General features: G+C 39.4%; 7 protein-coding genes and 2 tRNA genes. 4 read left to right on the forward strand and 5 right to left on the reverse strand.

Annotated elements, in window-relative coordinates:
- Window positions 1-72 precede the first annotated feature (72 nt).
- The 3 genes from ABD769_RS05125 to ABD769_RS05135 form a co-directional block, all read right to left on the reverse strand.
- On the reverse strand, window positions 73-2,265 hold the full coding sequence (locus ABD769_RS05125) for an alpha-N-acetylglucosaminidase (RefSeq protein ID WP_344849952.1): 2,193 nt from the start codon (window positions 2,263-2,265) through the stop codon (window positions 73-75).
- A gap of 76 nt (window positions 2,266-2,341) precedes the next feature.
- Window positions 2,342-4,108: a RagB/SusD family nutrient uptake outer membrane protein gene (locus ABD769_RS05130; RefSeq protein WP_344849954.1), complete on the reverse strand. Its 1,767-nt coding sequence runs from the start codon at window positions 4,106-4,108 to the stop codon at window positions 2,342-2,344.
- A gap of 16 nt (window positions 4,109-4,124) precedes the next feature.
- On the reverse strand, window positions 4,125-7,502 hold the full coding sequence (locus ABD769_RS05135; protein ID WP_344849956.1) for a SusC/RagA family TonB-linked outer membrane protein: 3,378 nt from the start codon (window positions 7,500-7,502) through the stop codon (window positions 4,125-4,127).
- A 259-nt stretch (window positions 7,503-7,761) separates the two neighbouring features.
- Between ABD769_RS05135 and ABD769_RS05140 the strand changes: the two genes are divergently transcribed.
- Window positions 7,762-9,054, forward strand: a complete 1,293-nt coding sequence (locus ABD769_RS05140) for a hypothetical protein (protein ID WP_344849958.1) — start codon at window positions 7,762-7,764, stop codon at window positions 9,052-9,054.
- Window positions 9,055-9,221: 167 nt separating this feature from the next.
- Here the strand turns inward: ABD769_RS05140 and ABD769_RS05145 are convergent.
- Together ABD769_RS05145 and ABD769_RS05150 are read right to left on the reverse strand one after the other, a co-directional pair.
- Window positions 9,222-9,305, reverse strand: a tRNA-Leu gene (locus ABD769_RS05145).
- A gap of 72 nt (window positions 9,306-9,377) precedes the next feature.
- Window positions 9,378-9,450: transfer RNA gene (locus ABD769_RS05150), tRNA-Gly, on the reverse strand.
- A gap of 898 nt (window positions 9,451-10,348) precedes the next feature.
- Between ABD769_RS05150 and ABD769_RS05155 the strand changes: the two genes are divergently transcribed.
- The 3 genes from ABD769_RS05155 (at window position 10,349) to ABD769_RS05165 (ending at window position 12,212) form a co-directional block, all read left to right on the forward strand.
- Window positions 10,349-10,951 carry a TetR/AcrR family transcriptional regulator gene (locus tag ABD769_RS05155; RefSeq protein WP_344849960.1) on the forward strand — a complete coding sequence of 201 codons (603 nt, stop codon included), beginning with the start codon at window positions 10,349-10,351 and terminating at the stop codon, window positions 10,949-10,951.
- A 181-nt stretch (window positions 10,952-11,132) separates the two neighbouring features.
- Entirely contained in the window at window positions 11,133-11,438 is a 306-nt protein-coding gene (locus tag ABD769_RS05160) for a hypothetical protein (RefSeq protein WP_344849962.1), read from the forward strand.
- Between the two features lie 489 nt (window positions 11,439-11,927).
- Window positions 11,928-12,212: a hypothetical protein gene (locus tag ABD769_RS05165; RefSeq protein ID WP_344849964.1), complete on the forward strand. Its 285-nt coding sequence runs from the start codon at window positions 11,928-11,930 to the stop codon at window positions 12,210-12,212.
- Window positions 12,213-12,250 lie beyond the last annotated feature (38 nt).

Below are 12,250 nucleotides of genomic sequence, written 5' to 3' on the forward strand. Positions count from 1 at the left end.
GAAAATACAACGCCCAAAATCAAATGATCTCAGGCGTTATATTGATAGAAGAGTTATGATTCCGGATCTATTTTAATTAACCGATGCTGCATATTTATGCATCAGTTCTAAACTAAGCTGATAACTATTGCCTTTTGGTTTATCGGCATATTTTTGTTTTTCTAAAAGCCATTTATCTTCAAAAGCATACGTTTTTAGTTTAAAAGCTTTCTCATCAAATTTGTTTCCTTCTTTAGCACTCAGTAAAACATCATCCAAAAACATTTGCCATCTTTTTTTGTAAAAATCGCCTGTTAAGCCTGCCCAGCTGCGGTTGCCATAGTCGTTTAGCGAGCGTTGTTTGCCACCCCATACGGTTATCAGCATTCTGGCGTCCTTTTCGTAATAATCCTTTTCAAGGGCATTTTTACCGAGTTTTCTGGCGTCAGCTATCCATTTTCCTAAAAGCATGCTTGGTTGCGTGGCCAGCAATTTATCAAGGTCATCAATCAGGCTTAACATCTCTTCTTTCTTTCTGGTCATTTCTGCAATATCCTTTTTTTCATAGGCTGCTGTAAAGTCGTCTCTCAATTTTATAAAATGGTTACCCAAAACCTGCCTGCCAATGTTAACAAGATCATAACTGTAAGATTGATGCGCTGCATTTGGAACCGCAAGCATTTTCTGCCATATGCCAAAAAGTGTTTTGTTATTGTAGTTAAATTTTGGGTTGGGTGTCCAATGTACAGTACCTTTTAAACTGGGTTTCGCGTTTACTAAGATCCCCTGGCCCAATTGCGAAGGCTTATTATACACTTCTTTTACCAGCTCGTTCCATGCGGCCTGAGTATTTGCATCTACAGTGCCCAATCTTCTGTTGGCCCAGTTATTTGTCCAATTGCTTACATCTGTTTTGCCTGTGCTCCATGCCTTTTCAAAAACATAATCGTACATAATGGGGTTAACATCAAAACCTTCGAGGGTAGAGCCTATTCCGGTTAAATTTGCACCACCGTTTTTAAATGCATTTTCCATTCTGTCTTCTACTGTTTGCAGGTTGCCAACCAGCATACTGTTGCCACCAAAATTACCCAGGTAGCACCAGATATAAGGTTGATTAAAATAAGATTCGGTGAGTTTCCATACTTCTGTACTTTCAGCATAATAATCCAAAAGTGTCATTTTATCCTGTGGTACGGCCCTTACAAACGCTTTAATGCGCTCATTTGTCCAGTCTTTGCGCATAAAATAAAATACCCAGGTCATTTGCAGCCACTCGGCTGATGGATCTACAGATTTCATCGAGCTATAAATTACATCTGCAGCACTGGCCAGGTATTTTGGCTCCCAGCTGGGTGGAGTTACTTCGTTAAATGGATCAGCTCCATAAATGTGGTCGGTACCAAATTCTTTGGTCTGCTCTTCTAAAAAAGCAGTTTGTATCTGTTTAAATAAAGGGTCGAAAGGATCGAGGAAGTGGCTGTAATATTCTTCACTAAAACCTCCCCAGGTACCCAGATCGGTAATTTTTGCATTGGGGAATTTGGTTTTAATGGCCTGTGGAACATGCCCTGCAAAAGCTGGCAAAATTGGTTTCATGTTCAGTTCACGTTCGCGTTTAACAATTTTCTTTTGCAGTGCGAGTTGATTCTCAAGCCACGATTTAGGTAATGGACCGTCCCAGTGGTCGATGTTCGACATGCGGTGCCATGGCAAAAAAGCCGGGCCGGTAAAATAACCGCGGATCTGCTCATCGCTTAAACCCATTTTTGTCCATACTTTGTACCAGATGGCCTCCTGCCCGGTAATGGAAAGTGGCATGTTGATGCCGTTAAGCGCCATCCAGTCTATTAAATGTTCCCAGTCTTTCCATCCCCACCAGGGCATGGTATAGCCAAAAGTGCAATAATTTAAAAAGAAACGGTTTTTAACCCTGGCTTCCTGGTTAACTTTGCCCGCTACTACCGGCATTACTTTCGGAAGGTCAATTTTATCGTCTTTATACCACGAAATTGAGGTATTGCAATAATATTTGAGGTAGTGGTTAAGGCCATAAGCCATAGCGTTATAGCTGTTCCCCTTTACAAGCAGCTTGCCATTTTTACTTTCCAGCCCGAAAAAATCTTTTCCATTATTGCCTGGTATTTGTTCAAAAATGATGTTTTTGGCGTAGGGTTTGGCTATCCTTTTTGCTAAATCTTCGATAGGGGTAGCGGCATTGGAAAATAAGCTGGTAAAAAAGAAGATGAAAAATAAGTAGGGAAGTGGTTTTATGGGTTTAGTCATTTATGATCATTTATTTAACAGTGTTTTATTAAAAAAAGGGGCGGCTACAGGGCACACCCCTTATTCTTTCTGTTTATTATTGGAGCGTAGGGTCGAAAGTGCCTCCCCAATCTTTGTTCTGCTGTAGTTTATTGGCGTTTGCGATAATACTCTGCTGTATCGGAGCGAAATAATATTTATCGGGAACAACATTTATTTTATTGCCCGATTGTGGTACAGCCAGTGGAACATATTTAAAATTTTCTTCTAGCAGCTGGCTGGCCTGACCAAGCGATCTTGCCTTTTCCAATGCCATTTCTGTACCATCAGCCTCTATGGCTATGGCTTCCAATCCGGTTTTACCTTTATTATCCAGTAAACTGAACATCCGCCATCTTCGCAGGTCGTTAAACCTGAAACCTTCAAAACATAGTTCAATGTTTCGTTCGTCCATAATGGCTTTGCGCATTTGCTCGCGGGTATTTGCCACAATACCGTAATTACCGTCGGTACCAGGTTCAATGCCTGCCCTGGTTCTAATCTGCTTTAAAATATCCAGTGCTTCTGCCAAATGGTTGGTTTCATTCGCCGCCTCTGCATAATTGAGCATTACTTCTGCATAACGCATTAATACATAATCAATTCCGTATTGTAATACTGTGGCCTGGGTTAAGCTCAGGTCGCAGTTTTTCAGGATAAAGAAACCGGTATGTACGTTGTTGTTGGTAGATCGGTCAGGCGAATTTGGGTTAATTCCGTTGTTATCCAGCGCATTGGCAATACCTAAAGCTGTATATTGGCGATAGCCTGTAACGGTACCGGCAACAGGATACGTTTTTGCATTCCACACCATCGATTTTTCAAATCTTGGGTCTCTGTTTTTCCAGTACGATTTTAAAAAATCTGCATCAGAAACCGTGTATTTGCCAGAAACGTCGTTATATAGCTTTCCATCCTTCATGGGAAAAGCCTTAACAAACTCTAAAGTTGGACCGGCTACCACATTTCCCCTTGATAATGATAAAGGGCGTGCACCATTGTCCCAGCTGGCTGTTTTATCAGGAAACTGATTGATTACGGAAAACACCACTTCCGTATTACGTTCAGCTAGTGCAATGTTGGCATAATCACTTACCAGTTTATAACCCTGCGATTTTAAATCATCATAAGCTTTTTTATTTACCGTATATGCATCGGCCCAGTAAGCATTATCCCATGGATTACCCGGATTAAACTGCGGCGAAGCTTTGTAAAGTGCCATTCTGGCTTTAAAAGCTAAGGCAAAGTTCCCGTCAATTCTTCCCCAGTTTGCTGCGGTGGGTAAATTACGTTTTGGCAATAAAGTAATGGCCTGGTCTAGATCGGCATTCATAAAATCAAAACATTCTTTAGTGGAGTTGCGGGGCACGTTTAGCTCGTCGGTGTACCTGTCCTGAGGGATTTTAATATAGGGCACTCCGCCATAGGTGCGCACCATGCCAAAATAAAAGTAAGCCCTTAAAAAATAAGCTTCCCCTAAAATCCTGTTTTTGGTGGCCTCGGGTAAAGTTCCTTTCGGAATGTTTAAAATGGCCTGGTTTACCAACCTAACGGGATTATAGTTCCAGTTGCCCAAACCTCCGTTGGTAATGGTTACGGCATCTTGCGGAAAAACAATACCCGATAACTGGTCGCTGTTGCGATCGGCACCCACATTCCAGTTGCCAAATGCAGTAGGGTAAATATTGGTTAAATAGGCATCGGCAAGCAACGGATCATTCCAGATCTGATCAGGGTCGTAAGCCGTTAAATTATCAACATCGAGTGCTTTTTTGCATGCCGAGAACAAGGTAACGGCTATGAGGAATAGAAATATCTTTTTCATTTTTTAGAATAACCGGTTAAAATTTAACATTTAAGCCCAGGGTAAAGGTTTTCATAATCGGGAAGGAATCATAGTTATTTTGTTCAGGATCCTGAAACTCTTTCAGGGCTGAAAAGGTTAATAAGTTGGTGCCATTAAAGTAAATCTGTGTACCGGCCAGTCCGGCTTTGCTTACCCATTTTTGCGGTAAATCGTAAGCCACATTGATGTTTCTTAAACGCAGGTAAGAACCATTAACCATCCAGAAACTCGAAGTCCCCGTGCCGGATTCCTGCCAGTTCTGGCCAACAGGCCTTGGATATTTGGCATTAGGATTTTCGGGTGTCCATACATCGCCGGCCCATATCGGGTAATACGTGCGGAAATTACCGCCATGCTGCCGCATACCGCCTCCTTCCTGGTTACTGATCACTTTATCGTAAGCGCCAACACCCTGTAATAATGCATCTACAGAAAAACCTTTCCAGTTAACCCTGAAACCAAAACCAAAATTTATTCTTGGCAAAGCATTATTGCTCAGCACCTGAAAATCATTGTCGTCTATTTTATTGTTGGCACCGGGGGCATAAGCATCACCACGTACATCTTCGTAAAGAATAGCACCCAGATAAGGTTTTCTGCCATATTGTAAAAATCCCCTGGCGTTTAAGGCATCCAGCTGTTCCTGCGTTCTGATTAAATCAATGGCTTTTAAACCGATAATCCTGTTGTTTGGCTGTCCGATTGCATTACGCCAGGCGTTTGCGCCACCCGGCAAATAATCTGCACTTTGATCCAGTACATCCCAGCGGTCTTTTGCATAACCTAAATTGCCAAATACCGAATAAGAAACTTCGCCAACCTTATCCTGCCATTCCAGGTTAAAATCTATTCCCCTAAAACTTCTGGCTGCATAGTTTTCTGGTGCTGTACCTTGTCCGAAACTTGCCGGAATAGTAACCGACCGGGTTCCCAGGATATCTTTCATGTTGTTTAAAAAAGCATCAACGGAGCCGGTTAGTTTATTGTTTAACAGACCAAAATCCAGGCCTAGGTTGTAGTTATAAATGGTTGCCCAGGTTTGGTTTGGACTGGGAATATTGCCCGGCGAAACGCCACGGAAAAGGGTATTGCCAAAAATATAGGAGTTGCCGTTGCCATAGGTTTGTTCAAAGCCAAAAGGACTAAGTGTGTTGTTATCTGTAGTGACTAAATTTCCGGTTGTACCATATGATGCGCGTAGTTTTAAATCACTCAGCCATTTTACGTGATCTTTTACGAAACTTTCCTGAGATATTCTCCAGCCCGCAGATACAGAAGGGAAGAAACCCCATCTTTTAGTTTCCGCAACGAGTGGTGTTCCATCGTACCGGAATGAAAAATCAACAAGGTATTTTTCGTCGAAATTATAGCCCAGCCTGCCGATCCATGCCATGTTCGAAATCCATGAGTTAAAGGCGTTTCCACCGTTAACGCCAACGGCTTCAGTTGCATTGCCAGTTCTGTTGCCGGCCGAGGTGGAGTAGGCAAACATCTGGTCGATACTCGCTGTAGGCGCATATCCGGTAGTGGTAATGTAAGTGGTTTTAAATTCCGATTGCTCGAATATAGCCTGTGCAGTTACTTTATGTTTATCGAAGGACCTGTCGTAATTTAAAAAGCCGTTTAGCTGGTACCGCCAGGCATTGTTCATTTCATAACTTAAGCTTGGCTGGGTTTGACCGAAGGTATAGGTATTTGTTCTTGCCGGATCTGGCGCTGCCGGAATAAAACGATTGCCGCTTGCCTCTTTCGGAATAAAAACATAGTTTTTTTGGTAAGTAATAAATGTTTTCCGCATGTAATCTACTGCCTCGTAATTTCCAACAACTTTGGCAGATAAACCTTTGGTAATGGCATCTAATTTTACATTAAACGTTAAAATAGGGTTGAACTGCCTGTTTTTAGTGTCGATATACCGGTCGCCATTCACCTGATCGATAACACTCCAGGCCTGAAAACTGCCTAACGGGGTTTGCACCGGAAATGCCGTAACATGATTGGCAGGGGTGCCATCAGCCTCTGTATAAAAAGGATATAGTTTGGTCCAGTTAAAGGTTACGCGGTAAAAATCACCCACGTTAAAATCATCGGCAGAATCGCCCTGCCAAAAAAAGCGGCGGTTGTTTTGCTGGGAGGCCGATAAATTCAAATTCATCGAAATGGCATTGCTCAATTGGGTGGTAACATCCGATCGCAAATTGAATTTTGCGAAGTTTACATTGTTATAAGTGCCCTGCTCATTGGTATAACCCGCCATGGTGTAATAAGTAATTTTATCACTGCCGCCATTAACACTAAAGGCATATTTCTGAGAATATGGATTGCGCCACACATAATCGTTTACGTTGTAGATCTTATCCTTAAAATAATCAAACTCTCTCTGGTTATTGGGCTGCACATAAGGGGTTGTTCTCGGGCCTTGTTCCCATTCAAACCTGGTTACCCTGTTTTGATAGGTCAGCTCATCAGCGGCTGTCGTAATATCGCCCAGTGGCGTTTGGGTAGTGGTAGATAATGTGTTGGTTGCCTGAAAATTAAACTGTGGCTTTTGCACCTTACCTGTTTTAGTGGTTACCACTACCACGCCATTACCCGCCTGTGCACCATAAATTGCAGCAGATGCCGCATCTTTTAAAATACTGATCTGATCTACCTCATTCGGATCCAGCGCATCAAAAGAAGCTTTGTTTTTTATTACTCCATTAATAACATACAGGGGTTCCCTGAAACTTCCCCTTACACGGATACTGGAAGTGGCGCCAGCAAGGCCTGAGCTGTTGGTAACCGTAATGCCCGGAGCCCTGCCCGCTAAGGCATTTGAAAGATTAGAAACCGGAATAACAGCAATTTTATCCATTTTTACAGAAGACACTGATCCTGTAATGTTTCTCTTCTTTTGCGATCCGTAGCCTACTACAACAACTTCATCCAGGTTGGATTGAGGCACCATTTTAATCACCATACCGGCCGAAGCTTTTACTTCGAAAGGCTTATAACCTACGTAAGTAACAATGATAATGTCGCCATCTTCGATGTTTTTGAGCAAAAACCGGCCGTTGGCATCGGCCTGGGTAAATATTTTGGTTCCTTTAACCGTAACGGTTGCTGCAGGGATGGGTAACCCGTTTTCATCTACAACTTTTCCGCTTATATCAAGAAAATTGGCCTTTGAGAACTCATTATTGAATAAGCTGGTTTTTTCCAGTCTGGTTTTTCCCATATCAATATTCAGTAATAGATTTTTAGCATTAGATTGCAGGCTAATCAGGGCAAAAGAAAAGGCCAAAATTAACCACCGGTTTTGGGATAGTTTCTTAACAGGTAACCACTCTGCACATTTGTGTGAAGAATTGTGTTGTTTAATTAAAGACATAGTTTTGTTGGTTATGTTATTTGGTTTTTAAACTATTTAAGGGATTGATTATTTAAATAATTAATAGTTTTTTTTGCGCTTGTAATTGAATGCAGGTTGTCATCCTGTATTTAATTGGAATATGTTATGTTTGTAATGTGCCCTTAAGGTTTAGTAAAACTATTTGAAATATAATTTGGTGGTTAATGATTGTTGCTACAAAGTTTTTGAATTGTTTTGTATGTTTAACCGTTTGATTTATAGTTGATTATTTTTTGTAATGTCGGACTCTGGAAATAAGGAAACCCATACATTTTTTGAATTGTTAGATTATTGCGTAGCCGAAATCTTAAAAAAAATGGGCGGGCTGCCTTTGGCTGAATGGCGATCTGGAAATTATACAACCCTGAGTACCCGGATTGGAAAAGACACGAAAGTTTATTTAAGCGAAAACACACTCCGCCGCCTGTTGGGTACCTTAAAAACTTCCAACCGTTATTATCCGCAGAAAGCAACCAGAGATGTACTTGCTCAATTTATCGGGTATCGCGACTGGCAGGAACTCGAACGTTTTTACAGGGAAACTAAAAATGCCCGGGAAGCAACAGCTCAGGAATCCCAAATTGTTTTGACCGAAAAGCCAGTTAAGGGTAGGCGAAAGCTTTTTATTGTACTGGCTGCTTCTGTAGCGCTGTTTCTTTTGGTTTTCATCACCTTAATCAGGTTTAGGCACAACACGCCGGTACAGGTAAAGCTTATCTGCATCAATCCTTTTGGTACGGTACCGCATTCTGCAATTTTCAGGCTGCAAGCTGACAAGGATTTTGATCATGATGAAAAATTTCAGCTCGATCTGGCCGAAGAAGCAACCAAATCAGAAATCAGCGGCAATAAACAAGTAACAAAGTTTTTTAAAAACCCGGGAGTGGTTTATGCTACTCTTTTTCATAATGGCAAGGCCATTGATACTGCAAGCGTATTTATGCAAACAAAAGGTTGGGTAGCCAACTCGGGAAATGATACTTCACGCGCTTTTCCGGTTATTGGGCTGAAAAAGCTCGATCCAAAAAACATCTACGTTTCTCCCCGGCAACTCGATTCGGCAGGCCTCGATACCGAAAAACCTTTCATGGTTGGTTTTAGTAATATTAAACCTTCACATATTAATGGCGACAATTTTTCGTTCCACTGCAAGGTTTTCTCTGAAAAAGACAGACCGGGTACACAATGTGTAGGAACAGCGATCCTCATCCTCGGTTCGAAAGATAAACACGTTATAAACCTGTTTAGAAAAAGCTGTGCAGCTTTTTGTGATTATAAATTTTCCGATGTAAAGGAATTGGGTACCAATAAAGATCTAAGTGCATTAGCCTTCGATCCTGAAAATGGTGGCGAGGTAATTATCAATGTACAAAACAAAATGGCCTTTGTTCTGCTAAATAATAAAAGGGTACTCACCGTAAAATATAATAAGAGTATAGGCGAGGTAATGGGGATTAAAATTCTGTTTAACGGAATTGGCAGGGCCATTTCACCCGAACTAACAGATCTCTTAACCGGCGAAAGGTTTTAGAAGCAATTTCTTTACGCTAAACGTTCAGGTAATAATGGTTGAATATATCTGTTAACTGCCTGAGGAAGCAGAACAGACAACTGTTATTTGGCAGATACTACTATTTATTATAGTCTATAAACAAAAAAACCTTTCATTTCTGAAAGGTTTTCGTTCGATTTTTGATGTACTCGGGGCGGGAATCGAACCCGCACGCCTTTGAAAGCACAGGATTTTAAGTCCTGCGTGTCTACCAGTTCCACCACCCGAGCATTAGCCGCTGCCGATCTCCATCGGTCTGGTTAATTTAAAATAAAATGCCTTCTGGTAGGAAGGCATTTTAGAGCGAAAGACGAGATTCGAACTCGCGACCCCGACCTTGGCAAGGTCGTGCTCTACCAACTGAGCTACTTTCGCAAATTTACACATCAGCTGTGTTCCTTTGGGGTTGCAAATATAGAAATTAAACTTTTCAATGCAAAAAAAAATAAAATAAAATTTAGGGTTGATGTATTAATACTTAAAAATCAGGACGATAAATTTAATTTAAACTGGTAAAATATGTTTATTAATTTGGTGAAAATATTAACCATCCGGTATTTGAAATTAGCAACAGGTTTTTTTGAGTTTAATTACTGCATGGTATGGAAAAAAATAACTATAATTGAGTTAAATTATGCCTCAACTCAATCAATATACAAATTCTGGCGTTCAAGGCTCCAATGGTTACGAGTTTCAGAAACACTGCCTCTGTATATACTCCTTAATAAATATACAACTCTAGCCAATACAAAATATTTCATTTGCCTTGAACATCATGAAGATTTTTTATCTTGTCATTTAACGTACAATAATTTGGTTAGGTCTATTGAAGCCTATCAAGCAAAAAAAAGCATCAGACACTTGGGGCCTGTCTGGTGATCTTTTTGATATCATACATAAAATGACAAATGTTGGGCTCGATCTAACAAATGATTCAATGCTTAGGCTTCGTCACTCATATAAAGTCATTATCAATTTCAATACCAGCACTAATTACAAAAAGGCTACTTTAAATTGCAGTTATAAATCCTCCAACGATTTAAAATGGCTTTTCAAAGAAACAAAAAGGCGTTCCATGGAGTGTCTCTTTGAGCGTGGATTTTGCATAACGAAATTTACATCGGAGTCCAAAAAAATGAGAATCAAATATTATACTACTCATTTAGTTTAATTCCAACTTACAAAAGGTACGTCGCTGTAAAAATAGATAAATTAATACAGTTATGGTTTAAGCAATAACAAAAAAAATCCTCAATCTAAATTAAATGTTCCAATGATATCTGAAAAAAGAATTCAAACAGAGAAAAGAATCTTAGAGGCTGTTCATGAGATTATTGCAAATTATGGCTTTGGGGCACTCGGAGTTAATAGGGTAAGTAAAGTTGCTATTGTTCCAAAGCCTCTTATTTATAGGTATTTTGGATCTCTTGAGGCACTAGTAAGAACATATGTTTCAAAGATAGACTATTGGACAAATCATATGCAGGGAGAAGAGTTTATTATATCAAGCCAAAGAACCGAATTAAAAGAAAAAATGAATTTTATTTTAAAGCAAGGTTTTAATGATTTTTTTGATAACTATAGTTTTCAATCAATCATACTGCATAGTATAACTGAGAGGAGCAAATTTATGAGGGATCTTTCAGATAGAAGAGAAAAATACAATGAGCCGATCTTCAAAAATTTAGAAGATTTGTTTAACAAAGATAAGATAGACGTACGGGCTATTTCAGCGATTCTCATGTCTGCAACCTACTTTTTAGTGTTACATGCCAGGAACAATGGTGAGTTTTGTGGGATAGATATTCAAACACCCACGGGGAGAGAAAGGATTACCAACGCGATAAGCTCCATTGTTTCTTTAATGTTTCAATAACAACTACTCGTTCTGGTTGGGATATTAGTATGAAGCATTGTGCTCCCAATATGAAGGATATATTTTTACTTATCTCACATTATGGCATGCTACTATGCGGTGAATAGGGCTTTAGAAACATTATTAAAAGTTACCACTTACGACTTTTTCCAACGCTATTTTAGCAAATAAAAAAGTTGCTATGAATAGAAAAAAACAATTAGGATTAATTCTTACGACATCACTTCTTGTACTAATAGTTCTTTCGCTCCAATCTTTTAAAAATCTATCTCCGGAAGACAATGTTCTTTGCCATAAATTAATGATGCTGAATCGGTTGGACTATTATCCTGGAATGTATGGCGTGTCAGAGGAGGAGTCTGATGCCTTCTTTTATACCCACAAATTGATAAACACCGAATCAAAGAAAGTAAATACTGACTCCCTTATCTCCAATGAAGATTTAAAGCCCACAAATTCGGCTGAAGCAATATTAAAAAAATATTGATTACCTATTTAAACCAGAAAATGGCTGGACCAAAGAATTAATAATTAAACCAAAAAATAAACTTTTCGAAAGATTATGAAAACCAATGTATTAAAATTCATTATCCTATGCGGTATTCTAGGCATACTTGCATTATCATCTTTCAAGTCGTCCAATAGTGTTAGGATGGCAAGTATGAACATTGAGGTCGAAAGTTATTTGAAATACAAAAACAAGGGAAATATTGCTGAGAGAGCTTTATCTATGATGCCCGCACCCCAGACAATCAGAATCGTTAATTCCGAAGATGACAGTAGAAGTATGGCTATGGACCAAGAAAGTTTAAGCAATGTTTTATATAAATATTAATTGACTTTCATAAAAGCTCGACAAGGCTAGGTAATCTTCAGAAGCAATAGAATTTTTTCTTCTGAAAGAAATAAAAAATTATTAATTGTTACCACTTAGGTTTTTTTTACACTTTATTTTTATATAACTAAATTTTTTAAAATGAAAAAAAATATCTTAAAATTCATTGTACCATGCGGAATCCTGGGTGTGATCGCATTTTCATCATTCAAGTCTGCAGTAAATTCTATTCCTACAGATATGAATCTGAAAGTTGAAAGTTATTCTTCCTACTCTAAGAACATTAAAAATATTGATGGGAGTTTCGTTACTAAAAAGCAAACGATTGATACGGAAACGCACAAAGTAAACGTTGAATCAACGGTTACCAGAAGTGATACATCCCAGCCTTCATTGGAAGTTGAACAAGTGCTTTCCAAGTATTAATTAGAAAAATGACTTTTCATGGCCTAGAACTCTCCCGC

The organism is Pedobacter jeongneungensis, assembly GCF_039538295.1.
Taxonomy (GTDB): Bacteria; Bacteroidota; Bacteroidia; order Sphingobacteriales; family Sphingobacteriaceae; genus Pedobacter; species Pedobacter jeongneungensis.